The following is a 25,542-nucleotide window of genomic DNA, read 5'->3' as shown; positions in this document are numbered from 1 at the left end:
GATATGGTTGCGGTTAGAAGTGCGCATTTAAATACGGCGGGCGAATTTGCCCTCGACCAGTGGATCGCCAGTTTGAGTATCAACAATCCGCAATCCTGTCAGCGACTGGCGGATGCGTGGCGCTACTGTGAAGCCGAAACGCACAACCATCCTGATCAAGCTCTGCTGCTGTGGCGCGGTATTGAGATGGTGGAAATTCTCACCATGCTCAGCATGGACATTGACAGCCTGCGCGCGGCGCTGCTGTTCCCGCTCGCCAACGCCGATGTGGTGAGCGAAGAGGATCTCGAAAAAGCCTTTGGCAAAGAGATTGTGATGTTGGTGCACGGCGTGCGCGACATGGATGCCATTCGCCAGCTGAAAGCGATTCACAACGATTCGATGGCCTCCGAGCAGGTGGATAACGTGCGCCGCATGCTGCTGGCGATGGTGGAAGATTTTCGCTGCGTGGTTATCAAGCTGGCAGAACGTATCGCCCATCTGCGTGAAATGAAAGACGCGCCAGAAGATGAGCGCGTGCTCGCGGCGAAAGAGAGCACCAATATCTACGCGCCGCTGGCCAACCGCTTGGGTATCGGCCAGCTCAAATGGGAGCTGGAAGATTACTGCTTCCGCTATCTGCATCCCGATGAATACAAACGCATTGCTAAGCTGCTGCATGAACGCCGTATTGACCGCGAAGGCTACATTGAAAGCTTCGTTGCCAATCTGCGCGCCGAGATGCAGAAAGAGGGCGTGCGTGCTGAAGTGTATGGCCGTCCGAAACACATCTACAGCATCTGGCGCAAGATGCAGAAGAAGTCGTTAGCGTTCGATGAGCTGTTTGACGTGCGCGCGGTGCGTATCGTGGCGGAACGGCTGCAGGATTGCTACGGCGCGCTTGGTACGGTGCATACGCTTTTTCGCCATCTGCCGAGTGAGTTTGACGACTACGTTGCCAATCCCAAGCCTAACGGCTATCAATCGATTCATACCGTGGTGCTGGGTCCGCAGGGCAAAACGGTGGAAATCCAGATTCGTACGCGCCAGATGCATGAAGATGCCGAGCTGGGCGTCGCCGCACACTGGAAGTACAAAGAAGGTCCAACCTCCAGCAACGCGCGCGGCGCGGCGGGACATGAAGGGCGCATCGCCTGGCTGCGTAAGCTGATTAGCTGGCAGGAAGAGATGGCTGATTCCGGCGAAATGCTGGAAGAGGTGCGCAGCCAGGTATTCGACGACCGTGTGTATGTGTTTACCCCGAAAGGTGACGTGGTCGATCTGCCGGCGGGATCAACGCCGCTCGACTTCGCCTACCACATTCACAGCGATATCGGCCACCGCTGCATTGGCGCCAAAATCAGCGGCCGCATCGTGCCGTTTACCTATCAGTTGCAGATGGGCGATCAGATTGAAGTGATCACCCAGAAGCAGCCAAACCCAAGCCGCGACTGGCTGAACCCGAACCTCGGCTATATCACCACCAGCCGCGGACGCTCGAAAATTCATGCCTGGTTCCGCAAACAGGATCGTGACAAAAATATCATTGCTGGCCGTCAGATCCTCGAAAGCGAGCTAAATCAGATGGATATCAGCATGCGCGAAGCGGAAAAACTGCTGCTGCCGCGCTATAACGTCAGTTCGCAGGATGAGCTGCTGGCGATGATTGGCGGCGGCGATATTCGCCTCAATCAGATGGTGAATTTCCTGCAGGGCAAGCTCAACAAGCCGAGCGCCGAAGAGGAAGATCGCGAGGCGCTGCGCCTGCTGACGCAGAAGTCACATGCGCCGTCCGCGCGTAAAGAGAGCGGTCGCGTGGTGGTGGAAGGCGTGGGCAATCTGCTGCACCACATCGCCCGCTGCTGCCAGCCAATTCCAGGCGACGATATCGTGGGCTTTATCACCCAGGGGCGCGGCATCTCGATTCACCGCGCCGACTGCGACCAGTTAACCGAGCTGATTTCGCACGCACCGGAACGTATCGTTGATGCGGTGTGGGGCGAGGATTACTCCAGCGGTTATTCGCTGGTGGTACGCGTTACCGCCAACGATCGTAGCGGCCTGCTACGCGATATCACCACCATTCTGGCTAACGAGAAGGTCAATGTGCTCGGCGTCTCCAGCCGCAGTGACACCAAAAAGCAGCTGGCGACCATTGATATGGATATTGAGATCTATAACCAGCAAGTGCTTGGCCGCGTGCTGGCGCGCCTTAATCAGGTGCCGGATATTATCGACGCGCGCCGTTTGCATTGATTCAGAGCCGTTTGTCCCCCATCCCGACCTTCCCCCGTTCGCGGGGGAAGGAGACGCTGCCGTATGTGTAACCGGCGCAGTCTCTCCCAAAATTTTCCCAAAGGATCCTTTCATGACGCCCTTAAATCGCCTGCTCACCATCATGCAAACCTTGCGCGACCCGGAGCGCGGCTGCCCGTGGGATCGTCAGCAAACCTTCGCCTCGATCGCGCCTTACACGCTGGAAGAAACCTACGAAGTGATCGATGCCATCCAGCGTGAAGATTTTGCCGATCTGCGCGGTGAACTTGGCGATCTGCTGTTTCAGGTGGTGTTCTACGCGCAGATGGCCGATGAGCAGCAGCGCTTTAATTTCGATGACATCTGTAACGCCATCAGCGACAAACTTGAGCGTCGTCATCCGCACATTTTTGGCGATGTTCAGGCTGCAACCAGCGAAGAAGTGCTGAAAAACTGGGAAGCCATCAAGCACAGCGAACGCGCAGAAAAATCGCAGCACTCGGCGCTGGACGACATTCCTAAAGCGCTGCCGGCATTGATGCGCGCGCACAAAATTCAGAAGCGTTGCAGCTCGGTGGGCTTCGACTGGAACAATCTCGGCCCGGTGCTGGATAAAGTGCATGAAGAGATCGATGAGGTGATGCACGAAGCGCAGCAAGCGGTGGTGGATAACGCCAGGCTGGAAGAGGAAATCGGTGATTTGCTGTTCGCGACCGTCAATTTGTCGCGCCATCTAGGCAGCAAAGCGGAAATCGCATTGCAGAAAGCCAATGATAAATTTGAGCGCCGCTTCCGTGAAGTTGAAGCCATCATCGCCTCACAAGGGTTAGCCATGAGCGATGCGACCCTGGACCAAATGGAAGCCGCCTGGCAGCAGGTGAAAGTGAGCGAGAACAAACAGTAAGCGAATCTGGCGATTATTCCAGCGCTGCGCATAAATTCGCCGCTTGAGCTTACTCGATTCAGCCTTGCGGCGACTTTGTGACGTACATCAACATTTCGCACCATGCTATCCGCTATGTTACCGGCTTACCTGTGGAGGACGATGGTGTGATTCATCAATTGTGGCTTAAGACGACTTCAAGTATACTATTTTCCCGTCTTGGTTATTCCACCGTCTTTAAACCTAAACTCTCAGGTTCAGCATGACAACGAATTATATTTTTGTGACCGGCGGGGTTGTTTCCTCTCTGGGCAAAGGCATTGCCGCAGCCTCCCTCGCAGCCATCCTTGAAGCACGTGGTCTTAATGTGACCATCATGAAACTCGATCCGTACATCAACGTCGATCCGGGTACCATGAGCCCAACGCAGCACGGTGAAGTATTTGTTACCGATGATGGGGCCGAAACCGATCTGGATTTAGGTCACTACGAGCGCTTCATCCGCACTAAAATGTCGCGCCGTAACAACTTTACTACCGGTCGTATCTACTCAGAAGTGCTGCGCAAAGAGCGTCGCGGTGACTATCTGGGCGCCACGATTCAGGTTATTCCACACATCACCAACGCCATCAAAGAACGCATTATTGAAGGCGGCGAAGGTCATGACGTGGTTCTGGTCGAGATCGGCGGTACCGTGGGTGATATCGAATCTCTGCCGTTCCTCGAAGCGATTCGCCAGATGGCAGTCGATGTCGGTCGTGAACACACCATGTACATGCACCTGACGCTGGTGCCGTATATGGCGGCCGCAGGCGAAGTGAAAACCAAGCCAACCCAGCATTCAGTGAAAGAGCTGCTGTCGATCGGGATTCAGCCAGACGTGCTGATCTGCCGTTCTGACCGCGCGGTGCCAGCGAACGAACGCGCTAAAATCGCGCTGTTCTGTAACGTGCCAGAAAAAGCGGTTATTTCCCTGAAAGATGTGGATTCCATCTACAAGATTCCAGGCATGCTGAAATCGCAAGGTCTGGATGATTACATCTGCAAGCGTTTCAATCTGAACGCGCCGGAAGCGAACCTGGCCGAATGGGAACAGGTTATTTACGAAGAAGCCAATCCGGGCGGCGAAGTGACCATCGGTATGGTCGGCAAATATGTCGAACTGCCGGATGCGTACAAGTCAGTGATTGAGGCCTTGAAACACGGTGGCCTGAAAAATCGCGTTACCGTGAATATCAAATTGATCGACTCGCAGGATGTTGAAACGCGCGGTGTCGAATTACTGAAAGATCTGGATGCTATTCTGATCCCTGGCGGCTTCGGCTACCGCGGTGTGGAAGGCAAAATGATGACGGCGCAATACGCCCGTGAGAACAACGTGCCTTACCTGGGAATTTGCCTGGGCATGCAGGTTGCGCTGATGGAATTCGCCCGCAACGTTGCCGGTATGGAAGGCGCGAACTCTACGGAATTTGTGCCAGACTGTAAGTATCCGGTGGTTGCGCTTATCACCGAATGGCGTGACGAAGAGGGCAACGTTGAACAGCGTACTGAGCAGAGCGATCTGGGCGGCACCATGCGTCTGGGCAGCCAGCAGTGCCAGTTGACGCCGGAAAGCAAAGTGCGTCAGTTGTACGGTTCTGAAATCATTACCGAACGCCACCGTCATCGTTACGAAGTAAACAATATGTTGCTGAAGCCGATTGAAGCGGCGGGTCTGCATATTGCCGGTCGTTCTGGCGACGATCAGCTGGTTGAGATCATTGAGATCCCGAACCACCCGTGGTTTGTTGCCTGTCAGTTCCACCCGGAATTCACGTCGACCCCACGCGATGGTCATCCGCTGTTCGCTGGCTTTGTGAAAGCCGCGCAGGAACACCAGAAGCGTTTAGCGAAGTAAGTTTCACGAACAACGCGCGAACTTTTCGCGCGTTGTTTGTCTTAGGATTGACTAACTTGTACTGAGGAAAATCGAATGTCCAAAATCGTAAAAGTCATCGGTCGCGAAATCATCGACTCCCGTGGCAACCCAACTGTAGAAGCAGAAGTGCATCTGGAAGGCGGTTTCGTTGGTCTGGCTGCTGCGCCATCAGGTGCATCAACCGGTTCTCGCGAAGCTCTGGAGCTGCGTGACGGTGACAAATCTCGTTTCCTGGGCAAAGGCGTAACCAAAGCGGTTGCGGCTGTTAACGGTCCAATCGCTAACGCGGTAACCGGTAAAGATGCCAAAGACCAGGCGAACATCGATAAGATCATGATCGAGCTGGACGGTACTGAGAACAAATCTAACTTCGGTGCTAACGCCATTCTGGCGGTTTCACTGGCTGCTGCTAAAGCTGCTGCTGCCTCTAAAGGCCTGCCGCTGTACGCACACATCGCTGAACTGAACGGCACCCCAGGCAAATACTCTATGCCGCTGCCAATGATGAACATCATCAACGGTGGTGAGCACGCCGACAACAACGTCGACATCCAGGAATTCATGATTCAGCCGGTTGGCGCGCCAACCCTGAAAGAAGCGATCCGCATGGGTTCTGAAGTCTTCCATCACCTGGCGAAAGTGCTGAAGTCTAAAGGCATGAGCACTGCAGTTGGTGACGAAGGTGGCTACGCGCCAAACCTGGGTTCTAACGCCGAAGCGCTGGCTGTTATCGCTGAAGCGGTAAAAGCAGCAGGCTACGAACTGGGCAAAGACATCACCCTGGCGATGGACTGCGCAGCATCTGAATTCTACAAAGACGGCAAATATGTGCTGGCTGGCGAAGGCAACAAAGCCTTCTCTTCAGAAGAGTTCACCCACTTCCTGGAAGACCTGACCAAACAGTACCCAATCGTTTCTATCGAAGACGGTCTGGATGAATCTGACTGGACTGGTTTCGCCTACCAGACCAAAGTGCTGGGCGACAAAATCCAGCTGGTGGGTGACGATCTGTTCGTAACCAACACCAAGATCCTGAAAGAAGGTATCGATAAAGGCATCGCTAACTCCATCCTGATCAAATTCAACCAGATCGGTTCACTGACCGAAACTCTGGCTGCAATCAAGATGGCGAAAGATGCGGGTTATACCGCGGTGATTTCACACCGTTCAGGTGAAACCGAAGATGCAACCATCGCTGACCTGGCGGTAGGTACGGCGGCTGGCCAGATCAAAACCGGTTCTATGAGCCGTTCTGACCGTGTTGCTAAGTACAACCAGCTGATTCGTATCGAAGAAGCGCTGGGCAGCAAAGCACCGTTCAACGGTCTGAAAGAAGTTAAAGGCCAGGCGTAATCGCCTGAGTATGCTGCCTGCGGGCAGCATCGTCTGAATGAAGCCCCGCCTTGTGCGGGGCTTTTGCTTTTATTTGGCACGAAGCAACTGTGACCTGGCGCATAAGATCTGCCATAATCTGCGCCTCAAATTTTAGACGTGAGTAAATAATGTTCTACCCGATTAACGAAATGTTCCAGACGCTGCAGGGCGAAGGTTTTTACACCGGTGTTCCGGCGCTGTTCATCCGCTTACAAGGATGTCCGGTGGGCTGTAGCTGGTGTGATACCAAACATACCTGGGAAAAGCGGGCGGATCGGGAGACCTCGCTGGGTGATATTCTGGTCAAAACCGTGGAAAGCGATGCGTGGGGCAGCGCCGATGCGGCCATGTTGATCGACACCATCCAACGTCAGGGCTGGACCGCACGTCATGTGGTGATCACCGGCGGCGAACCGGCGATTTTTGATCTGCGCCCTTTGACGGAACAATTAGAAGCGGCGGGTTTTGCCTGCCAGATCGAAACCAGCGGCACGCACGACGTGCAGTGTTCCGACGCAACATGGGTGACGGTTTCACCCAAGGTGAACATGCGCGGTGGCTATGATGTTTTGCCGCAGGCACTGCAGCGTGCAGATGAGATTAAACATCCGGTGGCGCGTGAGCGTGATGTGGAAGCGTTAGATGCGTTGCTGGCAGGATTACACGACGATAAAAAGCGCATTGTGGCACTGCAACCGATCAGCCGTGGTGATGCGGCAACGAAACTCTGTATTGAAACCTGTATCGCCCGCAACTGGCGGCTTTCGATGCAGACGCACAAATACCTGAATATTGCCTGAGTTCTAAGGTCGCCATGCATGGCGACCTCACTCACGGTTACGGCTTCACTGACCTCAACCGCGATAAACGCAGCCAGCGGTGCAGGTCTCTTTAATCATTACCGCACTCAATTCCGGCAGAATCGGCTTCATCTGATCCCAAATCCATTTCGCCAGCACTTCACTGGTAGGATTCTCCAGACCCGGAATGTCATTCAGATAGTGATGATCGAGGCGTTCATACAGCGGCTTAAACTTCGCCTTCAGTTCGGCAAAATCCATCACCCAACCGGTATGCGCATCCACTTCGCCGGTAATTTCTAATCGAACCAGGAATGAATGGCCGTGCAAACGCCCACATTTATGGCCTTCCGGCACGTGAGGTAAGCGGTGGGCAGATTCAAACTGGAACTCTTTAAATAACGTGGTAGACATAATGGCTCTCAGACTTAAAAACCGCTGAAGTCTACCTGAATTGCAGATTTTTCGCACCCGCTGGCAAAGAAAAGGGCATTTTGCGCCATGCCGACAGCAAAACGCCTAATTAACTCATTGAATCATATCGCCTTCATTTACCACTTTTGCTGGTTAACTTTACCCGAAAAACCACTTAGTCATTTTGGTTATTTAATATGTCGAAGGCGTATTTAATCGTTAATATACAGCCCGGTAACCTACGCACTCTTTCGCAACATATTGATCCGGACTTCTGACACTGGAATTTTTAACGCAATGACGACTCAGGCACCAGGTTCACTGCTTCCGTTATCACCGGAGCAACTCGCGCGCTTACAGGCGGCGACCACGGATTTCAACACCACTCAGATGGCCTGGCTCTCCGGCTATTTCTGGGGCATGGTCAATCAGACGCCGGGTGCGGCTGCCGCGCCAGCGCCTGTGCAAACAGAAACCCCGACCATTACGCTGATCTCCGCCTCGCAGACCGGTAACGCGCGTCGCCTGGCTGAGCAACTGCGTGATGACCTGCTGGCTGCCAAGCTGAGCGTCAATCTGGTTAACGCCGGCGATTATAAATTCAAGCAGATCGGTCAGGAAAAGCTGCTGGTGGTGGTGACTTCCACGCAAGGCGAGGGCGAGCCGCCGGAAGAGGCCGTGGCGCTGCATAAATTCCTGCTGTCGAAGAAAGCGCCGAAGTTCGCAGGCACAGCGTTTGCGGTGTTCGGTCTCGGCGATACCTCTTATGAGTTTTTCAGCAAAGCCGGTAAAGACTTTGATGAACGTCTGGCTGAGCTGGGTGCAGAACGTCTGCTGGATCGTGTGGATGCCGATGTTGAATACAAAGAGCAGGCGAACGCCTGGCGTCAGCAGATCACCGAGATTCTGAAAGCGCGTGTGCCGAGCGAATCGCCAGCACAGGCCGCCATCACCGCGGCGGGCAGCGTTAATCTGGTCGACAGCAGCCCGTACACCAAAGAAGAGCCGCTGGTGGCCAGCCTGGCGGCCAACCAGAAGATCACCGGACGCGATTCGGATAAAGATGTGCGTCACATTGAGATCGACCTTGGCGATTCTGGCCTGCGCTATCAGCCGGGCGACGCACTCGGCGTGTGGTTTGAAAACGATGACGAGCTGGTGCAGGAACTGCTGCAGCTGGTGTGGCTGAAAGGTGACGAGCAGGTCGACGTGCAGGGCAAAACCCTGCCGCTGGCCGAGGCGCTGAAAACCCATTTCGAACTGACGGTCAACACGCCACAAATCGTCGAACAGTATGCCACGCTGTCCCGCAATGACGCGCTGCTGGCGCTGGCCGGTGATAAGCCGAAGCTGCAGAGTTATGCGCAGAGCTTCCCGATTGTCGATATGGTGCGTCAGGCACCGACCGAACTGAATGCCGAACAATTAACCGGCCTGCTGCGTCCGCTGACGCCGCGCCTCTACTCCATCGCCTCATCGCAGGCGGAGAACGAAACCGAAGTGCACATCACCGTAGGTGCGGTGCGCTTTGAAATCGACGGTCGTCAGCGCGGCGGCGGCGCCTCAACCTGGTTGGCGGATCGTATTGAGGAAGAAGGCGAAATTCGCGTCTTCATCGAGCACAACGATAACTTCCGTTTACCGGCTAACCCGGAAACGCCAGTGATCATGATTGGTCCGGGCACCGGCATCGCGCCGTTCCGCGCCTTTATGCAGCAGCGCGATAACGATGGCGCAGGCGGTAAAAACTGGCTGTTCTTCGGTAACCCGCATTTCACCGATGATTTCCTCTATCAGGTGGAGTGGCAGAAGTATGTCAAAGATGGCCTGCTGACCCATATTGATCTGGCATGGTCGCGCGATCAGGCCGAGAAGGTTTACGTACAAGATAAAATCCGCGCCAAAGGTGCGGAGGTGTGGAGCTGGTTACAGGAAGGCGCACACCTTTACGTCTGCGGCGACGCCAATCGTATGGCGAAAGACGTTGAGCAGGCATTACTGGATGTGGTGGTCGAACACGGCGGCATGGATCGTGAAACGGCTGACGAATTTTTAAGTGAGCTGCGCATTGAGCGCCGTTATCAGCGAGACGTTTACTAATGAGCGAAAAACATCCTGGACCGCTGGTCGTTGAAGGCAAGCTGGTCGACGCTGAGCGTCTGAAAAAACAGAGCAACTACCTGCGCGGCACCATCCTCGACGATCTCGACGATGGCCTGACCGGCGGCTTCACTGGCGACAACTTCCTGCTGATCCGTTTCCACGGTATGTACCAGCAGGATGACCGCGACATTCGTGCCGAGCGTGTAGCGCAGAAACTCGAACCGCGTCACGCTATGATGCTGCGTTGCCGTCTGCCGGGCGGCATCATCACGCCAACGCAGTGGCTGGCGATTGACAAATTCGCCACCGATAAAACCATTTATGGCAGCATCCGGTTGACCAACCGCCAGACCTTCCAGTTTCACGGCATTCTGAAGAAGAACGTCAAGCCGACGCACCAGATGCTGCACGAAGTCGGGCTGGATGCGCTGGCGACCGCCAACGACGTGAACCGTAACGTGCTGTGCACCTCGAATCCGGTGGAATCAGAGCTGCATCAGGAAGCGTACGAGTGGGCGAAAAAGCTGTCAGAGCATCTGCTGCCGCAAACCCGCGCTTACGCGGAAATCTGGTGGGACAAAGAGAAGGTCGCCACCACCGATAAAGAGCCGATTCTTGGCGAAACCTATCTGCCGCGTAAATTCAAAACCACGGTGGTGGTGCCGCCGCATAACGATGTCGATCTGCACGCCAATGACCTGAACTTCATCGCCATCGCCGAGCAGGGCAAGCTGATTGGCTTTAACCTGCTGGTGGGCGGTGGCTTGTCGATTGATCACGGCAACAAAGCAACGTATGCGCGCACCGCAAGCGAATTCGGCTTTCTGCCGGTCGAGAAGATCCTCGACGTGGCGGCTGCGGTGGTCACCACGCAGCGCGACTGGGGGAATCGTACCGATCGTAAAAATGCCAAGACCAAATACACGCTGGAACGCGTCGGTGTTGAAACCTTCAAAGCGGAAGTGGAAAAGCGTGCCGGTCTGACCTTCGAACCGATTCGTCCGTATGCGTTCACCTCGCGCGGCGATCGCGTTGGCTGGGTGAAAGGCATCGATGAGAAATGGCACCTGACGCTGTTCATTGAGAACGGCCGTCTGCTGGATTATCCTGGCCGTCCGCTGAAGCGCGGCATCGCCGAAATTGCCAAAATCCATCAGGGCGATTTCCGTCTGACGGCTAACCAGAACCTGATTGTGGCTGGCGTGCCGGAGAAGCAAAAAGCGCAGATCGAAGCCATCGCCCGTGAAAACGGTTTGATGGAAGCGGTCACGCCGCAGCGTGAGAACTCGATGGCGTGTGTGGCGTTCCCGACCTGTCCGCTGGCGATGGCCGAAGCCGAGCGCTTCCTGCCGTCGTTCGTGACCAAAGTGGAAGAGATCATGCATAAGCATGGTGTCGGCGAAGAGCACATAGTGTTACGCGTTACCGGTTGCCCAAATGGTTGTGGCCGTGCTTTGCTGGCGGAGTTAGGTCTGGTGGGCAAAGCGCCTGGCCGTTACAACTTACACATTGGCGGCAACCGTGAAGGTACGCGCATTCCGCGTATGTACCGCGAGAACATCAACGAAGGTGAAATCCTCGCCAGCATTGATGAGCTGGTGGCGCGCTGGGCAACCGAGCGTCAGGCCAACGAAGGCTTCGGCGACTTCGTGATTCGCACCGGCATTATTAAAGCCGTGGTTGATCCCGCCCGTGATTTCTGGGACTCGGAGGCAGTATGACGGTACTCGATCTCGCAGCACTGAATGGTTCATCAAAAGTTGACCGCATCATGGCGCTGGCGGAAAGCAACGTGCAGCTGGAGAAACTCTCCGCTGAACAACGCGTGGGCTGGGCATTAGAACAGCTGCCAGGCGCATTTGTGCTGTCATCCAGCTTTGGTATTCAGGCGGCGGTTTTGCTGCATATGGTGACGCAGCAGAAGCCGGACATTCCGGTGATCCTGACCGATACCGGTTATCTGTTCCCGGAAACTTACCGCTTTATTGATGAGCTGACCGACAAGCTCAATCTCAACCTGCAAATCTTCAGTGCGGAGACCTCAGCGGCATGGCAGGAAGCGCGTTACGGCAAACTGTGGGAGCAGGGCGTCGAAGGGATTGAGCAGTATAACCAGATCAACAAAGTGGAACCGATGAACCGCGCGCTGGAAACGCTGGGCGCGCAAACCTGGTTTGCTGGCCTGCGCCGCGATCAGTCTGGCAGTCGCGCCAGTTTGCCGGTGCTGGCGGTGCAGCGCGGCGTGTTCAAGATTCTGCCGATCATTGATTGGGATAACCGTCAGGTGCATCAGTATCTGACCCAACACGGATTGAAATACCATCCGCTGTGGGATGAAGGTTATCTGTCAGTGGGCGATACGCATACCACCAAAAAGTGGGAACCGGGCATGGCAGAGGAAGAGACACGCTTCTTCGGCCTGAAGCGCGAGTGCGGGTTGCATGAAGGTTGATTGGTAGGTGCTCGTTGTCCCCCGTCTTTGGTTTGTGCTCGCTTTCCCCCTCCTCTGTCCTCCCCCATAAATGGGGGAGGAAGATGCTGCCAGTTGGTGCTCGCTTTCCCCCTCCTCGGTCCTCCCCCATGAATGGGGGAGGAAGATGCTGCCATATGTGAGTTCTGAGAAGCTGCATGTGGCAGCGTCTCCTTCCCCCGCTAGCGGGGGAAGGCCGGGATGGGGGACAGCCAGCACAATCGAGTAGAGGATTGTCAGCACAATCAGACCCCCTGCAACCCCACAAACTCTTCCGCCGCACGCGTCACATTCACTTTCGTCACTTCATAATGCGCCACCGCCACAAACGGATCTTCCGCCAGGATGGTATCTAATCGCGCACGATCAATATCCTTCACCAACAGCACGCCGCCGGTGCGTGGATCTTTGCGTCCCGCCGCGATAAACACGCCGTTAGCGAAATAGCGATCCAGCCAGCTAATGTGCGGTTCCAGTAACGCTTCCACTTCTTCTACCGGACGAAAATAGTTTAGATATACCACGTACATAGGGAATCCTCAGGTTGTCGGATTAGCAAGCTCGGTCAGCAGCGGCAGCAGAATCTTCACGCTGTCACGCGTGCGCTGGGTGATGCGGCCAGGCAGCCAGTGGTCGAGGTAGTTGAGATTATCGCGCTCGGTTTGATGGCGCACATTGCCTTCCGGGAAGTGGCTGGAACGCGCGCGCTGCTGCTGCCCATCTTTGTTGCCCAGCGTCCAGTTGGCGGCGGTGACATCCATCAGTGGCATGCCGGCTTTGTCGAACGGATTGACGCCAGGATAATCGCGTGCGGTCATCGCGTGGCTGGCGGCGGAGATACCGTAACGGTGCGCCAACTGCACGGCACGCGCGCTGGTCTGTTTGCGTACCGCCGCTGGCGTATTGATGCCGCTGTTAAAGTAAAGATGATCACCGACAATCAGGCTATTCAGATCGATCACCAGCAGCGTGTTCTTCTTCTCCTGCGCGCTCATACGCGCCAGATAATCATCCATGCCGTGCAAACCCGCTTCACCGGCGCTCAGCGCCACAAAGCGCACGCCGTAGTGCAGCGGCGTTTTGCTTAGCGCCTGCGCCAGCTCCAGCATCACGCCAAGCCCGGAGGCATTGTCATCCACGCCCTGCAAACGCAGGCCGCCGAGATTGTTATCGGCTTCGTGGCGGCTGAGCGGCGTCCAGGTATCCAGATGCGTAACGATCAGGATCTCCTGCGGCACTTCACCGGCCCGCGCGGCAATCACCGACGTGGCCGTAACTTTGTGGGTGCGGCTCTCGCCCTTTTTCTCCAGCCAGCTATAGCTGGTTTTAAACTGGCGGGTATTACTCTGATATCCCAGCTGACTGAACTGCTGCTGCAGATAATCGGCAGTCAGCAACTCGGCGGGACTGCCGCTCATGCGGCCGGGGAAATAGGTGGCGATATGGCGAAGCTGCTGTTCGGCAAAATGCCCTGGCGCGCTGTTGCTCGCAGCCTGAACAAAGAAAGGCAAACCGCCCGCGAGCAGTGCAGCCAGCACAGTGCGGCGGAGAGTGGCAAACATAGTTAGCGTCCTTTTCTGACATCCGGTCATGCTAAAAAAATTCCGACTTAGTATGAAACTGTGACGACACTTGCACAATTTGATTTGCTCCGAAACACCAGCAATATCATTTGTTAAGCACAAAATGTTATCAGCAATCCTGGGTCGTTATTCCATTCGGTAACTACTCATTCCAATTCGTAATTTCATCTGCTGGAAGGGCGGGACGTATAGTCGCGTTAACTTATTGTAAAACTAGCAAGGTTAACGTGGATTATCTGCCTCTCTTTGCCGATCTCAAAAGCCGTCCGGTGCTGGTTGTCGGCGGTGGCGACATCGCGGCGCGCAAAATTGAACTGCTGCGGCGTGCCGGTGCGCGCGTGCTGGTCGCCGCGCGCGAACTCGGTCATGAGCTGCAGGCGCTGCTGGAAATTGAGGCGATTGAATGGATCGCTGAACGCTTTGATCCGGCGCAGCTGGATGGCGTGTTCCTCGTGATTGCCGCTACCGATGACAACGCGCTTAACGCGCATGTGTTCGATGCCGCCAATGCGCGCCACAAGCTGGTGAACGTGGTGGACGATCAGCCGAAGTGCAGCTTTATCTTCCCGTCGATTGTCGATCGTTCACCGCTGGTGGTGGCGATCTCCTCCAGTGGCACCGCGCCGGTGTTGGCGCGTCTGCTGCGTGAAAAAATTGAAGCGTTACTGCCGGCCAATCTCGGACAGATGGCGGAAGTGGCTGGGCAGTGGCGCGACAAGGTGAAGCAGCGCTATCACCGCATGTCTGACCGCCGTCGCTTCTGGGAGCGCGCCTTTAACGGTCTGTTCGCCAGCCAGATGGCGGCGGGTAACGTCCATGAAGCGCGGCGCACGCTGGATCACGAACTGGAAAACGATAGCGACAATCAGGGCGAAATTACGCTGGTAGGCGCCGGTCCAGGCGACAGCGGTTTGCTGACGCTGCGTGGCTTGCAGGTGATGCAGCTGGCCGATGTGGTGCTGTATGACCATCTGGTCAGCGACGAAGTGCTTGAGCTGGTGCGGCGCGATGCCGACCGCATCTGCGTCGGTAAACGCGCTGGTGCGCATTCGGTGCCGCAGGAAGAGACCAATCAGATGCTGGTGACGCTGGCGCAACAGGGTAAACGCGTAGTGCGCCTGAAAGGCGGCGATCCGTTTATTTTTGGCCGCGGTGGCGAAGAGCTGCAGGCGGCGCAGGCCGCGGGCATTCCGTTCCAGGTGGTGCCGGGCATCACCGCTGCAGCAGGCGCAACCGCCTATGCCGGTATTCCACTGACCCATCGCGACCACGCGCAGAGCGTGCTGTTTATTACCGGTCACTGTCGCGCGGATGGCGACGGCATTGATTGGCCGTCGCTGGCGCGCGCACGTCAAACCTTAGCGATTTATATGGGCACGGTGAAAGCGGCGGAAATCGCTGCCGGGCTTATCGAACATGGCCGCGCCGCCTCCACGCCGGTGGCGGTGATTGGGCGCGGCACGCGTCAGGATCAGCAGGTGCTGACCGGCACATTGGATCAACTGGAGGCGCTGGCTGCGGCCGCGCCCACGCCAGCACTGTTAGTGATTGGCGAAGTCGTAAATTTGCACGGGCAATTGGCCTGGTTCCAACATTCGGCACAGCAGGGGGCTCGCGAGTCCGCCGTTGTCAATTTGGCTTGAGGAAAAATTATGGACCAAAATCGACTTACTCATCTGCGCCAGCTGGAGGCAGAGAGTATCCATATCATCCGCGAGGTGGCGGCCGAGTTCAGCAATCCGGTGATGATGTACTCCATCGGTAAAGACTCCTCGGTAATGCTGCATCTGGCGCGTAAAGCCTTCTATCCGGGCACGCTGCCGTTTCCGCTGCTGCATGTTGATACCGGCTGGAAATTCCGTGAAATGTACGAGTTCCGCGATCGCACCGTGAAAGCGATGGGCGCTGAGCTGCTGGTGCATCGCAACCCGGAAGGCGTGGCGATGGGCATCAACCCATTCGTGCACGGCAGCGCCAAGCACACCGACATCATGAAAACCGAAGGCCTGAAGCAGGCGCTGAACAAATACGGTTTTGATGCGGCATTTGGCGGCGCACGTCGTGATGAAGAGAAGTCGCGCGCGAAAGAGCGTATCTACTCCTTCCGCGATCGCTTCCACCGCTGGGACCCGAAAAACCAGCGTCCTGAGCTGTGGCACAACTACAACGGCCAGATTAACAAAGGCGAAAGCATCCGCGTGTTCCCGCTCTCCAACTGGACCGAGTTGGATATCTGGCAGTACATCTTCCTCGAGAATATCGAGATCGTGCCGCTCTACCTCGCCGCGCCGCGTCCGGTGCTGGAGCGTGATGGCATGCTGATGATGATCGATGACGACCGTATCGATCTGCAGCCAGGTGAAGTGATCAAACAGCGCATGGTGCGTTTCCGCACGCTCGGCTGCTGGCCGCTGACCGGCGCAGTTGAATCAGAGGCGCAGACGCTGCCGGAAATTATTGAAGAGATGCTGGTCTCCACCACCAGTGAACGCCAGGGACGCGTGATTGACCGCGACCAGGCCGGTTCGATGGAAATGAAGAAACGTCAGGGTTATTTCTAAGGAGACGCAGATGAATACCGTTATTGCACAACAGATTGCCGATCAGGGCGGCGTAGAAGCCTGGCTGACCGCGCAACAACATAAAAGCCTGCTGCGTTTCCTGACCTGCGGTAGCGTCGACGACGGCAAAAGTACGCTGATTGGTCGCCTGCTGCACGACACGCGTCAAATTTATGAAGACCAGCTCTCCTCGCTGCACAACGACAGCAAACGTCACGGGACGCAGGGTGAGAAGCTGGATCTCGCGTTACTGGTTGATGGCTTGCAGGCCGAGCGCGAGCAGGGCATCACCATTGATGTGGCGTATCGCTATTTCTCCACGGAGAAGCGCAAATTTATTATTGCCGACACGCCAGGACACGAGCAGTACACCCGCAACATGGCGACCGGTGCATCGACCTGCGATTTGGCGATCCTGCTGATCGATGCGCGTAAAGGCGTGCTGGATCAGACGCGTCGTCACAGCTTTATCTCCACGCTGCTGGGCATTAAGCATCTGGTGGTCGCCATCAATAAGATGGATCTGGTGGAGTACAAGCAAGAGACCTTCGAGCAGATCAAACAGGATTACCTCGATTTCGCCGCGCAGCTGCCGGAAGACCTTGATATTCGCTTTGTGCCAATGTCGGCGCTGGAAGGCGATAACGTGGCAACGCCCAGCGTCACTATGCCTTGGTACAGCGGCCCAACGCTGCTCGACGTATTAGAAACCGTTGAATTGAACCGCGTGGTGGATCATCAGCCAATGCGTTTCCCGGTGCAGTATGTGAACCGTCCTAACCTCGATTTCCGTGGTTATGCCGGTACGCTGGCGTCGGGTGTGGTCAACGTCGGTCAGCGCGTGAAAGTGCTGCCATCGGGCGTGGAATCGACCATCTCGCGCATCGTCACCTTCGATGGCGACCTGCCTGAAGCGGGTGCCGGTGAAGCGATTACGCTGGTGCTGAAAGATGAGATCGACATCAGTCGTGGCGATCTGCTGGTGGATGCGGAAGCCGAGCTGCAAGCGGTGCAATCCGCCACCATTGACGTAGTGTGGATGGCGGAACAACCGCTGCAGCCGGGCCAAAGTTACGAAGTGAAGATCGCCGGTAAGAAAACCCGCGCGCGCGTCGAGAAAGTGATCCATCAGGTGGAGATCAACTCGCTGGAGAAGCGCACCGTGGAAAGCCTGCCGCTTAACGGGATCGGCCTGGTCGAACTGACCTTTGACGAACCGATGGTGCTGGACGCGTATCGCCAGAATCCGGTGACTGGCGGCATGATCTTTATCGATCGTCTGAGCAACGTGACGGTGGGCGCGGGCATGATTAATCAGCCGCTGACCGATGTGCGTACGCAATCAGGTCAGTTCAGCGATTTCGAGCTGGAGCTGAACGCGCTGGTGCGTCGTCACTTCCCACACTGGAACGCGCGCGATCTGCTGGGTGGCAAGTAATGGCGCAACACGATGAAAACGTGGTGTGGCACGATCATCCGGTAACGCGCGAGGAGCGCGAACAGCAGCACGGCCATCAAGGCGTGGTGCTGTGGTTCACCGGGCTTTCCGGCTCGGGGAAATCCACCGTGGCCGGCGCTCTGGAGCAGGCGCTGCATCGGGCCGGTGTGAACACCTATCTGCTGGATGGCGACAACGTGCGTCACGGTTTGTGCCGTGACCTCGGCTTCAGCGATGACGATCGTAAAGAGAACATTCGTCGTGTCGGCGAAGTGGCGAAACTGATGGTCGATGCCGGTTTAGTAGTGCTGACCGCATTTATCTCGCCGCATCGCGCGGAACGCAATATGGTGCGCGATCTGCTGGCTGAAGGGCAGTTCATCGAAGTGTTTGTCGATACGCCGTTGGCCGTGTGCGAAGCGCGCGATCCCAAAGGTTTATACAAAAAAGCCCGTGCCGGTGAGCTGCGCAATTTCACCGGTATCGATAGCGTTTACGAGGCGCCAGACGCCCCGGAAATCCACCTTGATGGCGAACAATTGGTTACAAAACTCGCCGGCCAATTGTTAGACCTGCTGCGTCACCGCGATATCATCAGATCCTGAACCGACAGCGGCAAATCCCTTTGGGTTTGCCGCGCTTAGCGTCAACAGGATCTCTATGCAGAACGTAACGCCCATGCTAGCCCGTAAAGATGAACGCACCCCGGACGAGTCTCGCTCATCACTGCCGGGCGGCGTGTTTGGCTTTCTCTCGTACTGGTGCGCACTGGCGATTCCGTTCATGCTTTACGGCTCCAACACGCTGTTCTTCTTCCTCTACACCTGGCCATTCTTCCTCGCGCTGCTGCCGGTTTCGGTACTGATTGGTATCGTGCTCAGCCTGATGATCCGCACTCATTTATTCTGGAGCGGGATCGCCACGGCGATTGTGGTGGTGTGCTTGTTCTGGCTGCTGTTCTCATTTCTCTCCGGTTGGTAACGCCCAGCTGATGTGCAAACGCATCGGCAGGTTACAAAACTTTACCTGCCGTCTCGCCTCCCACTCTGGCATTATTTGCACGGCTAAACGCCCGTGCGCGGCATTTTCGCCGCCGTAGTGGAGTCCAGCGTCAAGTTATGGGATGATTGGGCCGTTTTTCAGGGGGCGGGGATGGGAAAACTGACGTTACTGCTACTCGTGCTGCTGGGATGGCTTCAATATTCCCTGTGGCTGGGTAAGAACGGTATTCATGACTATACGCGCGTCAACGAAGACGTCGCGACACAACAGGCGAATAACGCCAAGCTTAAAGCGCGTAACGATCAGCTATTTGCCGAAATTGACGATCTCAATGGCGGCTCTGAAGCGATCGAAGAACGCGCACGTAATGAACTGGGCATGATTAAGCCCGGTGAGACTTTCTATCGTCTGGTGCCAGACCAGAACAAACGTAACGCGCAACAAGCTGCGCAAAATCAACAACGATAAGCCATGAACAAGCGCCCGATCCTTGCGGATGTGATTGCCGTGGTGCCCGCCGCAGGTGTGGGCAGCCGAATGCAGGCTGCCTGCCCAAAACAGTATCTGACCATTGGTCAATTCACCCTTCTTGAACACAGCGTCGCACGTCTGCTGGCACATCCTGCGGTAAAACAGGTGATTGTGCCGGTCAGCAATGATGATGGCTGGTTCGATTCACTGCCGCTGGCGCAGGATTCCCGTATTCTCCGCGTGACCGGTGGCGACACGCGCGCCGAATCAGTGCTGGCGGGCTTAAACGCCATTCAACACAGCGAATGGGTGCTAGTGCATGACGCTGCGCGTCCTTGCCTGCATCCGGACGATTTAGCACGTCTGCTGGCGGTACGTGAGTACAGCAAGGTTGGCGGAATTCTGGCGGCGCCGGTGCGCGACACCATGAAGCGCGCCGAACCGGGCAAAACCGCCATCGCTCACACCGTTGAACGCGAGGATTTATGGCACGCGTTAACGCCGCAATTTTTCCCGCATCAACTGCTCACCGCTTGCCTGACGCGCGCACTCCATGAAGGCGCTACCATTACCGATGAAGCGTCGGCGCTGGAGTATTGCGGTTATCACCCGGAATTGGTGAGTGGACGCAGCGACAATATTAAGGTGACGCGGCCAGAAGATCTGGCGCTGGCGGCCTTCTATCTTACCCAGATTCAGTTACAGGAGAGCGCATGATGCGTATCGGTCACGGTTTTGACGTTCACGCTTTTGGCGGCGAAGGTCCGTTAGTGATTGGCGGGGTGCGTATTCCCTTCGAACACGGTTTTATTGCCCATTCTGATGGTGATGTGGCGCTGCATGCGTTGACGGATGCCTTGCTCGGCGCGGTGGCGATGGGCGATATTGGCAAGTTGTTCCCGGATACCGATCCGGCGTTTAAAGGCGCTGACAGCCGCGGTTTGCTGCGCGAAGCCTGGCGTCGGATTCAGCTGAAAGGCTATCGCATCGGTAACGTCGATGTGACCATCATTGCGCAGGCACCGAAAATGTTGCCGCATGTGCCGCAGATGCGCGTCAATATCGCCGAAGATCTCGGTTGCCATATGGATGACGTCAACGTCAAAGCCACCACCACCGAAAAACTGGGCTTTACCGGGCGTGGCGAAGGCATTGCCTGTGAAGCGGTTGCGCTGCTGATAAAGGCCGATCAGGCATGAGTGAACTGCATTACCTGCACGGCGTGCCGACTGCCACCGGCGTCATCAAAGCCAATCCCGAAGATTTCGTGGTGATTGAAGATCTTGGCTATCCCTATGATGGCGAAGGTGAACAGCTGTTGGTGCGCATCCGTAAAATTGGCTGCAATACGCGCTTTGTCGCTGAAGCCATCGCCAAATTTCTCGGCGTGCCGGTGCGCGACCTTAGCTATGCCGGCATGAAAGATCGTCATGCAGTCACCGAGCAAACGCTCTGTTTCCGCGTACCGGGCAATGGCATGCCGAATCTGGCCGGATTCCAGCTGGAAGGCGTTGAAATCCTGCAGGTGATTCGCCACAAACGCAAACTGCGTACCGGCGCGCTGGCGGGCAATGCGTTCCGCTTAGTGGTGCGTCAGATCTCCGATCGCCGTGAAGTCGACGCACGTTTACAGCAGATTCAACAGCGCGGCGTGCCGAACTACTTTGGTGAGCAGCGCTTTGGTCGTGGCGGCAACAACCTGACGCAGGCGAAACAGTGGGCGAAAGAGACATTCCGTCCGCGCGATCGCAATATGAAAGGTTTGCTGTTGTCAGCGACCCGCAGCCATCTGTTTAATCAGGTGACCAGCGCGCGTTTGCAGCGTGATGGCGCACTGGATGTGGTGCAGGTGGGCGATGCGGTACAGCTGGCCGGTCGCGGCAGCTGGTTCGTGGCGCAGGCGGAAGAGTTGCCTGACGTGCAGCAGCGCATCGATAATCATCAACTGCGCATCACTGCGCCGCTGCCGGGTCGCGGTGATGCGGGTCCGCAAGGCGACGCGCTGCTTTTTGAGCAGCAGAGCCTGGCAGGCGCAGAAGAATTGATTACACTGCTTGAGCGCGAGCGGGTTGATGCCGCGCGTCGTGCAATGCTGGTGGTGCCAAAGGATCTGCGCTGGGAATGGTGGGACGATGTGACGCTGGAGATGCAGTTCTGGCTGCCTGCCGGCAGTTTTGCCACCAGCGTGGTGCGTGAGCTTCTCCAACAAGAAGGTAACGATGCGGATATTGCTGAGTAACGATGATGGAATCCATGCGCCGGGTATTCAGACGCTGGCGCGTGCTTTACGTGAGTTTGCCGAGGTGCAGGTTGTCGCGCCCGATCGCAATCGTAGCGGCGCATCAAACTCGCTCACGCTGGAGACGCCGCTGCGTACCTTTACACATGAAAACGGCGATATCGCGGTGCAGATGGGCACGCCGACCGACTGCGTGTTCCTCGGCGTGAACAAGCTGATGCAGCCGCGGCCCGACATCGTGGTTTCCGGCATCAACGCCGGTCCAAATCTTGGCGACGATGTGATTTACTCCGGTACCGTCGCTGCGGCAATGGAAGGGCGCCATCTTGGCTTGCCTGCGCTCGCTGTTTCACTCAATGGACATCAGCATTACGACACCGCCGCATCCATCACCTGTACGCTGTTACGTGCGCTGTCGCGCGCTCCGCTGCGTACCGGCCGTATTCTCAATATCAACGTGCCTGATTTGCCGTTAGCGGAGATCAAAGGTTTCCGCGTGACCCGCTGCGGCAGCCGCCATCCCGCCGATCAGGTTATCTGCACCGAAGACCCGCGCGGCCAGCCGCTTTACTGGATTGGCCCGCCGGGGCAAAAGCTGGATGCAGGCCCGGATACCGATTTCGCTGCGGTGGATGCGGGCTACGTTTCGTTGACCGCGCTGCATGTGGATTTGACCGCGCATGCGGCACAAGAAGTATTGAGTGACTGGCTAATCCAGGCAGAGGTAAAACTCGCATGGTGAATCGCCGCATCGAAACGCTATTGGAGCAGCTGCGCGCGCAGGGCATTCATGATGAACACCTGCTGAAAGCCATTGCCGATGTGCCTCGTGAGCGTTTTATCGATGAGGCGTTTGAACATAAAGCGTGGGAAAACGTTGCGCTGCCGATTGGCAACGGCCAGACCATTTCTCAGCCTTACATGGTGGCGCGCATGACCGCCTTGTTAGAGCTCACGCCGGAATCGCGCGTGCTGGAAATCGGCACCGGTTCTGGCTATCAGACCGCGATTCTGGCGCATCTGGTTAATCATGTTTATTCCGTCGAACGCATCAAGGGCTTGCAGTGGCAGGCTAAGCGTCGCCTCAAGCAACTCGATCTGCACAATATCTCTACCCGGCATGGCGATGGCTGGCAGGGCTGGGCGACGCGTGGTCCGTTTGATGCCATTATCGTGACCGCCGCACCGCCTGAAATTCCGACTTTGCTGATAGCGCAATTAGGTGACGGCGGCAAAATGGTGCTGCCGGTTGGCGAGGATCAGCAGGTATTGAAGCGTTTGCGTCGTCAGGGCGATGAATTGATTGAAGAAATCATCGAACCCGTGCGCTTTGTGCCGTTGGTTCAGGGCGATCTGGCCTAGGACAGCATTACGCAATTCTTCACAACTGTTACATGGCACGGCACAGTTGATATTGTTACTATCCTTGTTTATCAATGCTAAAAACCGTTTTTAACGTTACGCGCAGTGGATAATGCGGTTAACGCCGTTACACATTTATATTCAGGGTTGCCATCACGGGGGATCAGTGAGCATGGGAAGCACAGCATTTCAATTACGCCGTTTGGCGGCACTTTCATTGGTAGGTTTTTGGCTGGCGGGCTGTAGTTCTGGCGATAATACACAGGCACCCATTAGCCAGATTGGTGGTAATAGCGGCGATAGCAGTATGGCTTCAGCCCCAAGCGGCGGCATGATCTCTTCGCAAAACAGCGCTGTGCCCGCGATGCCACGTGGCGGAATGTTAAGCGGCGGCACACCATCGACACAACCGTCAGGTGGAATGGTAAGTGACAATAACAATGTGGCCACGGAAAATGGTCGCATTGTGTACAATCGCAATTATGGGAATATTCCTAAAGGTAGCTACGGTGGTGAAACTTATACCGTAAAACGTGGCGATACCCTGTTCTACATTGCCTGGATTACCGGCAACGATTTCCGCGATCTGGCACAGCGTAACAATATTGCAGCCCCGTATGGCTTGAACGCCGGGCAAACGCTGCAGGTTGGTAATGGTAACGGCCAGACCATTACCGGTGGAAACGCGATTACTGCCGCCGATGCAACGCAGGGCGGCGTGCCAGTTACACCGAGCCAGACGCAAATTAAATCCACCCCTGTTGCACAGCAACCTGTTATTACGTATTCTGATGATTCGGGTAATTCGTCGGGTAGCAAATTGCTGCCGTCGAAAGGAGCAAATAATGTGGCAACGACCACAGCTCCGGTTGTCGCACCACCTACAGTCAGCAGCACGACTAATAGCACAACTCCAGTGGGAAGCTGGCGTTGGCCGACTGATGGGAAGATCATCGATAACTTCTCCGCTGCGGAAGGCGGAAACAAAGGGGTCGATATCGCCGGTTCGCGTGGACAACCTGTTGTCGCCACAGCTTCGGGAAGAGTGGTGTACGCAGGCAACGCGCTCCGTGGGTACGGTAATTTAATCATCATCAAACACAATGATGACTACCTGAGCGCCTACGCCCATAACGACTCTATGCTGGTCCGGGAACAACAGGAAGTTAAGGCGGGGCAAAAAATCGCTACCATGGGTAGCACCGGTACCAGTTCAGTACGATTGCACTTTGAAATTCGTTACAAGGGGAAATCCGTAAACCCGTTGCGTTATTTACCGCAGCGATAATCCGGCAGAACCTTAGTTCTGCCCTTGGATCACGGGTAGGAGCCGCTAATGAACCAGAATACGCTGAAAGTTAACGATTTACATGAAGATGCGGAATTCGAGGAAAACAACGGAGCTGAGGTTTTTGATGAGAAGGCTCTCGTTGAGAACGAACCTGGTGATAACAACGACGTAGCGGAAGAAGAGCTGTTGTCACAGGGTGCGACGCAACGCGTTTTGGATGCGACGCAGCTTTACCTCGGAGAGATTGGTTATTCACCGCTGCTGACGGCAGAAGAAGAAGTCTTCTTTGCGCGCCGTGCACTGCGGGGTGACATTCCATCTCGCCGCCGCATGATTGAAAGTAACTTACGTTTGGTAGTAAAGATTGCCCGTCGTTATAGCAATCGTGGTCTGGCGCTGCTGGATCTGATTGAAGAGGGTAATCTCGGCTTGATTCGCGCCGTAGAGAAGTTTGACCCAGAACGTGGGTTCCGTTTCTCAACTTACGCCACGTGGTGGATTCGTCAGACAATTGAACGGGCGATTATGAATCAAACCCGTACCATCCGTCTGCCAATCCACATCGTTAAAGAGTTAAATGTTTACCTGCGTACCGCGCGTGAACTTTCGCACAAGCTTGATCATGAGCCAAGTGCTGAAGAGATTGCCGAGCAGCTAGACAAGCCTGTTGATGACGTGAGCCGTATGCTGCGTCTCAATGAGCGCATTACCTCGGTCGATACACCTTTGGGTGGCGATTCCGAAAAAGCGCTGCTGGATATCCTGGCCGATGAGAAAGACAACGGTCCGGAAGACACCACGCAAGACGATGATATGAAACAGAGCATCGTTAAGTGGTTGTTTGAACTGAATGCCAAGCAGCGTGAAGTGCTGGCGCGTCGTTTCGGCCTGTTAGGCTACGAAGCGGCAACGCTTGAAGATGTCGGTCGTGAAATCGGGTTGACCCGTGAACGCGTACGTCAGATTCAGGTGGAAGGACTACGTCGTCTGCGTGAGATTCTGCAGACGCAAGGTTTGAACATCGAAGCACTGTTTCGTGAATAACAGAATACGTGGTTAATACAAGAAGCGGTGGTGAAAACCACCGCTTTTTTATTGGTTAAAATAAACAGACAGCACTTTGTTAATTCATCGAAGTAAAATCTTTTAACGCTATCACTTAAATCCTCACCTAAATAGATAAACGTAAACTAAATCTATTAGATGTTAATTAAACATCTAATAAATGCTCAATTTATCTTGCTCTCATTTAGAGAATTGTAATGCTGCGCACGACTTTCTTTGCAATTTTGCCTTATTTCCTTTCTCCGTGTCACTCTGATAAAAGTTTTTAACACGGTGCTATGCCATTTTCTTGCTCGCTGTATCACCAGGATATTCAAGCAATGAATAACT

At 55.6% G+C, this 25,542-nt stretch carries 24 protein-coding genes; 21 read left to right on the top strand and 3 right to left on the bottom strand.

Annotated elements, in window-relative coordinates:
- The first annotated feature begins 3 nt into the window (after positions 1 to 3).
- The 5 genes from relA to queE all read left to right on the top strand — a co-directional run bounded on the left by relA (position 4) and on the right by queE (position 7,213).
- Positions 4 to 2,235 (top strand): GTP diphosphokinase, encoded by a 2,232-nt coding sequence (gene relA / locus PO881_RS15070; protein WP_101762592.1) that lies wholly within the window; start codon positions 4 to 6, stop codon positions 2,233 to 2,235.
- Positions 2,236 to 2,347: 112 nt separating this feature from the next.
- The gene (mazG, locus tag PO881_RS15065) at positions 2,348 to 3,139 is read left to right on the top strand and encodes a nucleoside triphosphate pyrophosphohydrolase (protein ID WP_280172012.1); all 792 of its coding nucleotides are present in this window, start codon (positions 2,348 to 2,350) and stop codon (positions 3,137 to 3,139) included.
- Positions 3,140 to 3,380: 241 nt separating this feature from the next.
- Positions 3,381 to 5,018 carry a CTP synthase (glutamine hydrolyzing) gene (gene pyrG, locus PO881_RS15060; RefSeq protein ID WP_007891723.1) on the top strand — a complete coding sequence of 546 codons (1,638 nt, stop codon included), beginning with the start codon at positions 3,381 to 3,383 and terminating at the stop codon, positions 5,016 to 5,018.
- 75 nt (positions 5,019 to 5,093) lie between these two features.
- On the top strand, positions 5,094 to 6,392 hold the full coding sequence (gene eno, locus PO881_RS15055; RefSeq protein ID WP_101762594.1) for a phosphopyruvate hydratase: 1,299 nt from the start codon (positions 5,094 to 5,096) through the stop codon (positions 6,390 to 6,392).
- 149 nt (positions 6,393 to 6,541) lie between these two features.
- Complete coding sequence (gene queE, locus PO881_RS15050) at positions 6,542 to 7,213, top strand: 7-carboxy-7-deazaguanine synthase QueE (protein WP_110868307.1); 672 nt, start codon at positions 6,542 to 6,544, stop codon at positions 7,211 to 7,213.
- Positions 7,214 to 7,267: 54 nt separating this feature from the next.
- On the opposite strand, the gene queD is transcribed toward queE, so the two are convergent.
- The gene (queD, locus tag PO881_RS15045; RefSeq protein ID WP_167391191.1) at positions 7,268 to 7,627 is read right to left on the bottom strand and encodes a 6-carboxytetrahydropterin synthase QueD; all 360 of its coding nucleotides are present in this window, start codon (positions 7,625 to 7,627) and stop codon (positions 7,268 to 7,270) included.
- A gap of 297 nt (positions 7,628 to 7,924) precedes the next feature.
- On the opposite strand from queD, the gene cysJ reads away from it, so the two are divergent.
- From cysJ to PO881_RS15030, 3 genes are read left to right on the top strand one after another with little or no spacing between them, the layout of a single operon-like run.
- Entirely contained in the window at positions 7,925 to 9,727 is a 1,803-nt protein-coding gene (cysJ, locus tag PO881_RS15040) for an NADPH-dependent assimilatory sulfite reductase flavoprotein subunit (RefSeq protein ID WP_280172011.1), read from the top strand.
- On the top strand, positions 9,727 to 11,451 hold the full coding sequence (cysI, locus tag PO881_RS15035) for an assimilatory sulfite reductase (NADPH) hemoprotein subunit (protein WP_280172010.1): 1,725 nt from the start codon (positions 9,727 to 9,729) through the stop codon (positions 11,449 to 11,451). The genes cysJ and cysI overlap by 1 nt, the downstream gene beginning before the upstream one ends.
- Positions 11,448 to 12,182: a phosphoadenylyl-sulfate reductase gene (locus PO881_RS15030; RefSeq protein WP_192236506.1), complete on the top strand. Its 735-nt coding sequence runs from the start codon at positions 11,448 to 11,450 to the stop codon at positions 12,180 to 12,182. The genes cysI and PO881_RS15030 overlap by 4 nt, the downstream gene beginning before the upstream one ends.
- Positions 12,183 to 12,445: 263 nt before the next feature.
- Here the strand turns inward: PO881_RS15030 and PO881_RS15025 are convergent, their stop codons facing one another.
- Together PO881_RS15025 and PO881_RS15020 are read right to left on the bottom strand one after the other, a co-directional pair.
- Positions 12,446 to 12,730 (bottom strand): YciI family protein, encoded by a 285-nt coding sequence (locus tag PO881_RS15025; protein ID WP_280172009.1) that lies wholly within the window; start codon positions 12,728 to 12,730, stop codon positions 12,446 to 12,448.
- Between the two features lie 9 nt (positions 12,731 to 12,739).
- The gene (locus tag PO881_RS15020; RefSeq protein ID WP_192411998.1) at positions 12,740 to 13,762 is read right to left on the bottom strand and encodes an aminopeptidase; all 1,023 of its coding nucleotides are present in this window, start codon (positions 13,760 to 13,762) and stop codon (positions 12,740 to 12,742) included.
- A 248-nt stretch (positions 13,763 to 14,010) separates the two neighbouring features.
- Here PO881_RS15020 and cysG point away from each other — a divergent pair, with 248 nt between their 5' ends.
- The 13 genes from cysG to rpoS all read left to right on the top strand — a co-directional run bounded on the left by cysG (position 14,011) and on the right by rpoS (position 25,191).
- Positions 14,011 to 15,426, top strand: a complete 1,416-nt coding sequence (gene cysG, locus PO881_RS15015) for a siroheme synthase CysG (protein ID WP_280172008.1) — start codon at positions 14,011 to 14,013, stop codon at positions 15,424 to 15,426.
- Positions 15,427 to 15,435: 9 nt separating this feature from the next.
- On the top strand, positions 15,436 to 16,344 hold the full coding sequence (cysD, locus tag PO881_RS15010) for a sulfate adenylyltransferase subunit CysD (protein ID WP_007893231.1): 909 nt from the start codon (positions 15,436 to 15,438) through the stop codon (positions 16,342 to 16,344).
- A 10-nt stretch (positions 16,345 to 16,354) separates the two neighbouring features.
- Positions 16,355 to 17,782: a sulfate adenylyltransferase subunit CysN gene (gene cysN, locus PO881_RS15005; RefSeq protein WP_280172007.1), complete on the top strand. Its 1,428-nt coding sequence runs from the start codon at positions 16,355 to 16,357 to the stop codon at positions 17,780 to 17,782.
- A complete protein-coding gene (gene cysC, locus PO881_RS15000; protein WP_008104549.1) occupies positions 17,782 to 18,387 on the top strand; it encodes an adenylyl-sulfate kinase in 606 nt (201 codons plus the stop codon). Before cysN ends, cysC begins: the two co-directional genes overlap by 1 nt.
- Before the next feature lie 55 nt (positions 18,388 to 18,442).
- Positions 18,443 to 18,763, top strand: coding sequence for a DUF3561 family protein (locus PO881_RS14995; protein ID WP_101762603.1), 321 nt, complete (start codon positions 18,443 to 18,445; stop codon positions 18,761 to 18,763).
- 171 nt (positions 18,764 to 18,934) lie between these two features.
- Positions 18,935 to 19,252, top strand: coding sequence for a cell division protein FtsB (gene ftsB / locus PO881_RS14990; RefSeq protein ID WP_101762604.1), 318 nt, complete (start codon positions 18,935 to 18,937; stop codon positions 19,250 to 19,252).
- Between the two features lie 3 nt (positions 19,253 to 19,255).
- Positions 19,256 to 19,972, top strand: a complete 717-nt coding sequence (gene ispD, locus PO881_RS14985) for a 2-C-methyl-D-erythritol 4-phosphate cytidylyltransferase (RefSeq protein WP_192411996.1) — start codon at positions 19,256 to 19,258, stop codon at positions 19,970 to 19,972.
- Positions 19,972 to 20,454 carry a 2-C-methyl-D-erythritol 2,4-cyclodiphosphate synthase gene (gene ispF / locus PO881_RS14980; RefSeq protein ID WP_061719965.1) on the top strand — a complete coding sequence of 161 codons (483 nt, stop codon included), beginning with the start codon at positions 19,972 to 19,974 and terminating at the stop codon, positions 20,452 to 20,454. Before ispD ends, ispF begins: the two co-directional genes overlap by 1 nt.
- Positions 20,451 to 21,494: a tRNA pseudouridine(13) synthase TruD gene (truD, locus tag PO881_RS14975; RefSeq protein ID WP_110868316.1), complete on the top strand. Its 1,044-nt coding sequence runs from the start codon at positions 20,451 to 20,453 to the stop codon at positions 21,492 to 21,494. The genes ispF and truD overlap by 4 nt, the downstream gene beginning before the upstream one ends.
- Positions 21,475 to 22,236, top strand: coding sequence for a 5'/3'-nucleotidase SurE (gene surE, locus PO881_RS14970; protein WP_154155446.1), 762 nt, complete (start codon positions 21,475 to 21,477; stop codon positions 22,234 to 22,236). Before truD ends, surE begins: the two co-directional genes overlap by 20 nt.
- Entirely contained in the window at positions 22,230 to 22,856 is a 627-nt protein-coding gene (locus PO881_RS14965) for a protein-L-isoaspartate(D-aspartate) O-methyltransferase (RefSeq protein ID WP_008104533.1), read from the top strand. Before surE ends, PO881_RS14965 begins: the two co-directional genes overlap by 7 nt.
- A gap of 172 nt (positions 22,857 to 23,028) precedes the next feature.
- Positions 23,029 to 24,144: a murein hydrolase activator NlpD gene (gene nlpD / locus PO881_RS14960; protein WP_192411993.1), complete on the top strand. Its 1,116-nt coding sequence runs from the start codon at positions 23,029 to 23,031 to the stop codon at positions 24,142 to 24,144.
- Between the two features lie 48 nt (positions 24,145 to 24,192).
- Positions 24,193 to 25,191 (top strand): RNA polymerase sigma factor RpoS, encoded by a 999-nt coding sequence (gene rpoS, locus PO881_RS14955; RefSeq protein WP_007893257.1) that lies wholly within the window; start codon positions 24,193 to 24,195, stop codon positions 25,189 to 25,191.
- Positions 25,192 to 25,542: the final 351 nt, after the last annotated feature.

Source organism: Pantoea sp. SS70, assembly GCF_029866845.1.
Taxonomy (GTDB): Bacteria; Pseudomonadota; Gammaproteobacteria; order Enterobacterales; family Enterobacteriaceae; genus Pantoea; species Pantoea leporis.
This window is presented reverse-complemented; position numbering and strand designations above follow the sequence as displayed.

What these genes read in the sequence shown, in the direction of transcription:
- PO881_RS15020 (WP_192411998.1), bottom strand. Translation starts at nt 13,762, where the DNA reads ATGTTTGCCACTCTCCGCCGCACTGTGCTGGCTGCACTGCTCGCGGGC.
- cysD (WP_007893231.1), top strand. Translation starts at nt 15,436, where the DNA reads ATGGACCAAAATCGACTTACTCATCTGCGCCAGCTGGAGGCAGAGAGT.
- queD (WP_167391191.1), bottom strand. Translation starts at nt 7,627, where the DNA reads ATGTCTACCACGTTATTTAAAGAGTTCCAGTTTGAATCTGCCCACCGC.
- PO881_RS14995 (WP_101762603.1), top strand. Translation starts at nt 18,443, where the DNA reads ATGCAGAACGTAACGCCCATGCTAGCCCGTAAAGATGAACGCACCCCG.
- PO881_RS14965 (WP_008104533.1), top strand. Translation starts at nt 22,230, where the DNA reads ATGGTGAATCGCCGCATCGAAACGCTATTGGAGCAGCTGCGCGCGCAG.
- eno (WP_101762594.1), top strand. Translation starts at nt 5,094, where the DNA reads ATGTCCAAAATCGTAAAAGTCATCGGTCGCGAAATCATCGACTCCCGT.
- nlpD (WP_192411993.1), top strand. Translation starts at nt 23,029, where the DNA reads ATGGGAAGCACAGCATTTCAATTACGCCGTTTGGCGGCACTTTCATTG.
- PO881_RS15025 (WP_280172009.1), bottom strand. Translation starts at nt 12,730, where the DNA reads ATGTACGTGGTATATCTAAACTATTTTCGTCCGGTAGAAGAAGTGGAA.
- cysJ (WP_280172011.1), top strand. Translation starts at nt 7,925, where the DNA reads ATGACGACTCAGGCACCAGGTTCACTGCTTCCGTTATCACCGGAGCAA.
- cysN (WP_280172007.1), top strand. Translation starts at nt 16,355, where the DNA reads ATGAATACCGTTATTGCACAACAGATTGCCGATCAGGGCGGCGTAGAA.
- pyrG (WP_007891723.1), top strand. Translation starts at nt 3,381, where the DNA reads ATGACAACGAATTATATTTTTGTGACCGGCGGGGTTGTTTCCTCTCTG.
- ispD (WP_192411996.1), top strand. Translation starts at nt 19,256, where the DNA reads ATGAACAAGCGCCCGATCCTTGCGGATGTGATTGCCGTGGTGCCCGCC.
- cysI (WP_280172010.1), top strand. Translation starts at nt 9,727, where the DNA reads ATGAGCGAAAAACATCCTGGACCGCTGGTCGTTGAAGGCAAGCTGGTC.
- PO881_RS15030 (WP_192236506.1), top strand. Translation starts at nt 11,448, where the DNA reads ATGACGGTACTCGATCTCGCAGCACTGAATGGTTCATCAAAAGTTGAC.
- queE (WP_110868307.1), top strand. Translation starts at nt 6,542, where the DNA reads ATGTTCTACCCGATTAACGAAATGTTCCAGACGCTGCAGGGCGAAGGT.
- cysC (WP_008104549.1), top strand. Translation starts at nt 17,782, where the DNA reads ATGGCGCAACACGATGAAAACGTGGTGTGGCACGATCATCCGGTAACG.
- rpoS (WP_007893257.1), top strand. Translation starts at nt 24,193, where the DNA reads ATGAACCAGAATACGCTGAAAGTTAACGATTTACATGAAGATGCGGAA.
- truD (WP_110868316.1), top strand. Translation starts at nt 20,451, where the DNA reads ATGAGTGAACTGCATTACCTGCACGGCGTGCCGACTGCCACCGGCGTC.
- surE (WP_154155446.1), top strand. Translation starts at nt 21,475, where the DNA reads ATGCGGATATTGCTGAGTAACGATGATGGAATCCATGCGCCGGGTATT.
- ftsB (WP_101762604.1), top strand. Translation starts at nt 18,935, where the DNA reads ATGGGAAAACTGACGTTACTGCTACTCGTGCTGCTGGGATGGCTTCAA.
- ispF (WP_061719965.1), top strand. Translation starts at nt 19,972, where the DNA reads ATGCGTATCGGTCACGGTTTTGACGTTCACGCTTTTGGCGGCGAAGGT.
- relA (WP_101762592.1), top strand. Translation starts at nt 4, where the DNA reads ATGGTTGCGGTTAGAAGTGCGCATTTAAATACGGCGGGCGAATTTGCC.
- mazG (WP_280172012.1), top strand. Translation starts at nt 2,348, where the DNA reads ATGACGCCCTTAAATCGCCTGCTCACCATCATGCAAACCTTGCGCGAC.